Source organism: Microcystis sp. M_QC_C_20170808_M3Col (assembly GCF_007095505.1).
Lineage (GTDB): Bacteria > Cyanobacteriota > Cyanobacteriia > Cyanobacteriales > Microcystaceae > Microcystis.
In genome coordinates, this window is sequence record NZ_SFBY01000030.1 from 1 (window position 1) to 3,516 (window position 3,516).

Consider the following 3,516-nt stretch of genomic DNA (forward strand, 5'->3'; position numbering starts at 1 on the left):
GTGGCGGCAGCGAGATTGCTTTGCACCTGTTTTTGGGAGATAGTTTCTAGAGAACGGGACACCTGACTTAACACCTGTTCGGGGTCATCGGTATTGCTGAGGACGGCAAAGGGTAATAACTCATTGTTCGCTTAATTTTTTAAGGGAAGGGTTTTAAAATTGCTGTAACCTTTGTCCTGTATGCTTTTAGCGAATAAGGTAAGCGGAACAGTGCCGAGAGTGCGATCTCGCTACGCGAGCGCTTTGCGTTCGCCAATTGGCTCGTTCAAATCCTAGGTATTTCTACAAAATTGAGGCGCACCGGGTTGAATCTCCCTATTGAGGATTTTTTGGGACAGCAACAATCAAAATACTTCTGATTTGCGAGCGACTTAACCTGACCGGAAAGATATCTGTATAATCTAGACCAGCTGCTCTAGTGCCATAATCACTTTCCACTTGGTTCAATAAATTTTGATTGAGAGGCCATTGTCTCATGTCTCCACCTAATGCGGAACCATTCACCGGATTTCTAGTGCTTGCAGCCGTATCTAGAAGCATTTGATCGTGGGTAAAAGCTAACACTCTATCCAATAATTCATCGTTGGTATAAGTGAAAGCATGATCATCTTTCATGGGATTGATCATTTGAAAAACGTCACATCCTTCATCTAAAACCATCGCTTCTTCCGCACCGAATCCATCGCTCATAATTAAGGTAATCCCTTCTAGGGTATTGCCGATTTTTGCCGATAATCCCGAGGAAGCAAAACAGATAATTTTTTGACCGGACATTCCCAAAATTCCAAAAGGATAGATGCTCTTGGGAAAGTAAATCTCTACCGCATCTCCTCCGGGGCAAGGAAAATATTCTCCAGCCCGACGCGGAGAAACACCAACCCGTTTAAAGTGCTGTTCATCTAATTCCTTTGCGACAGCAGGATCAGCCAGATTGATGTTCAGAAAACCACCGGGAGAAATTAATTGAGTTTCTACGATAATCGGTCCGTTTAAAGCTGCACGCCTGGCATTCAAATCGCCGTAGAGTTGATATTCCCCCAAGTTAATTCTATCAATAGCCTGCTTCATAAAATTCCCCGCACATGGAACTTGATAAGGCAGGCAAAAAATATGGCGTACATCTTGGAATCGATCGATAGCAGTAAATAGGGGAACCACATCACCTTGTTGAATAATAGTTTTTCCCCCTAGGGCAAACTCTAAAAATGGGGCGATATTCTGTAAATTAGCATCGTATCCCGGTAGTCCTGCTAAATGACGATTATATCTGCGAGCCACTTGCGGATCGTTAATCTGTATTATATTTGCGCCTCCAGCCATAAATCTTAAATCCAAAAATTCATAACGATGGCCGAGGTGTGTAGCCATATCATCACACCATTTGACCAAACACCGATAGATGCGATGATCGTTCGGTTCTTGCGGGTCTCCGGGGAGAAACATTCCACATAATTGATTTTGCAAGGAGTTTATGTAGTAATTAGGGCCAAGATAGGCAAGATGCCACGGATTCATCGTTAGATCCCCGCAACCTTGGACGCCAATAATTAGCCAATCCCGTCCTCGCTGATCGCAGAATTCTCTGAGATGATGATAAAGTGTCCAAGTACCCGCTCTCTGCTCGTAAGCATTGGTCGTAGAGTCTAGGCCAGGAATAGCAGTGCGACCAAGTCGATTATACATTATATCCTGCACTGCATGAGGATCCCGCATTCTGGGAGGGGTTATACCATCCCGTTGAATGCCGGGGCCTTTTTGATAGTCTGGAGTCACGGACACAAAGATGTGCTCTTTTTCCTTGTCTAGAGTCAAAGAACCAGTATTAAAAACTTGATTTCTCACCATAACACCCCCTGCTTGTCTAGGTGTGGCAGTTGCCGCTAGACAAGCTAATTAGCCCTAGGCTATCTGTTTTTTTTAATCTCAACCTCGCTGACCTGAAGGGGAGTGGGGCTTTATATTTTTTTCCTGAATCTATCAGAAAGCCTAGCATTTATCGTATTACCATACTTAAATTATAGTTTCCCGGACGAAGTCAACTCTCGCCTCAATCCTTAAGAAATCCTCAAGAAATCCTTTCCCCGCTCTCGTTTCTGAATTGCCAAGAATTGCGTTATAATTAAAGAAATATTACAAGTGATTGACAAAAATGAGTAAGCCTGATATAGAAACCATTGCCCTCCAGTTAGAAAGCAGCAACTCTAAAGACCGTCTGTTGGCCCTGGCCTCCCTGCGAGAAGTGACCCCAGAGGAAGCTGTACCCTTGATCAAAAAAGTCCTTTATGATGAAATGCTGCCAGTGCGATCGATGGCTGTCTTTGCTTTGGGAGTCAAACAAACCGAGGAATGCTTTCCTATCCTAGTGGATTTGTTAGCCAATGATGCCGATTATGGCATTCGCGCCGATGCAGCGGGGGCCTTAGGTTATTTAGAAGATATTCGCGCTTTTGAACCCCTACAACGGGCTTTTTACGAAGACACACAATGGTTAGTCCGCTTTAGTGCCGCCGTCGCTTTGGGCAATTTGGGCGATATTCGGGCTAAACAGGTGTTATTATCGGCTCTCGATAGTAACGAAGCGGTTATTCAACAGGCCGCTATTGCCGCTCTTGGGGAAATCAAAGCAGTGGAAACCGTCGAGAAGCTTTTAACCTTTGTTAACTCCGATGACTGGTTAATCCGGCAGCGATTAGCGGAAGCTTTAGGCCATCTTCCGGCGGAAAAAACGATCGCGGCCTTAAAATTTTTGGTCAAGGACGAACATCCGCAAGTGCGCGAAGCGGCCCGTTTATCCTTGCAAAAATTGGCCAACGTCTAGGGATAGGATAGAATGAATAATCTATTCTTCCAGAGCGATCTATCTTTGCCTACAGCCATTCATGGACATTCAAGAATTTATTAATCTCTGTGCGGGTAAATGGTTTTCTCAGCGTACCAGTTATCAATTAGCCGCTCAAAAAGTTGCCAATAATAAAGCAGAAATCACCATCGATTTGCTGGCTGCCGATGCTGCCGATGTGGTGCAATTATGTTTAGAAAATAACTGTCAGTCCCAGGCCAGTTTAGGGGGATGGAAAGCGACTTGGGATAATTCTGTAGATTATGGACAACCGAAAAAAATCAGTTCTAGCTATTTAGTTTGGCTACCTTCAGAGAATTCTTGGCAAGGAAAATTAATCAAATCGGACGGTAAATCGGCAGCGCTGGGAGAATATCGTCTCAGAAGCGATCAATCTTTAACTTTAACCATCGAGGATAATCACCATCGTATCGAGGAAAGAATCTGGTTTGCTAGTCCTAATCTGAGATTGCGTACCAGTATTATCCAGTCAGCCAATGGCGATCGCCAGACGGTTTTCTATTCGGAAATTCGCAAAATGGTTGCTTCTAAGTAGGGTCTGCTGAAAAAGTTTTTCGGTGGGGGTTGGGGGTTGGGGGTTGGGGGTTGGGGGTTGGGGGTTGGGGTGTGGGGTTTTACCCATTTTCAGGTGGTCAATTACCTAATTTTCAGGGAAA

General features: G+C 44.5%; 3 protein-coding genes and 1 pseudogene. 2 read left to right on the forward strand and 2 right to left on the reverse strand.

Features of this window, described 5'->3' with window-relative positions; translation table 11 throughout:
* Positions 1-119, reverse strand: a pseudogene (locus EWV84_RS01565) (Rpn family recombination-promoting nuclease/putative transposase); the annotation flags it as partial.
* Positions 120-315: 196 nt separating this feature from the next.
* Entirely contained in the window at positions 316-1,779 is a 1,464-nt protein-coding gene (locus tag EWV84_RS01570; protein ID WP_287075969.1) for a hypothetical protein, read from the reverse strand.
* Positions 1,780-2,149: 370 nt separating this feature from the next.
* Between EWV84_RS01570 and EWV84_RS01575 the strand changes: the two genes are divergently transcribed.
* Both EWV84_RS01575 and EWV84_RS01580 read left to right on the forward strand, forming a co-directional pair.
* Entirely contained in the window at positions 2,150-2,818 is a 669-nt protein-coding gene (locus EWV84_RS01575; protein ID WP_287075970.1) for a HEAT repeat domain-containing protein, read from the forward strand.
* Positions 2,819-2,879: 61 nt separating this feature from the next.
* A complete protein-coding gene (locus EWV84_RS01580) occupies positions 2,880-3,395 on the forward strand; it encodes a phycobiliprotein lyase (protein ID WP_287075971.1) in 516 nt (171 codons plus the stop codon).
* Positions 3,396-3,516: the final 121 nt, after the last annotated feature.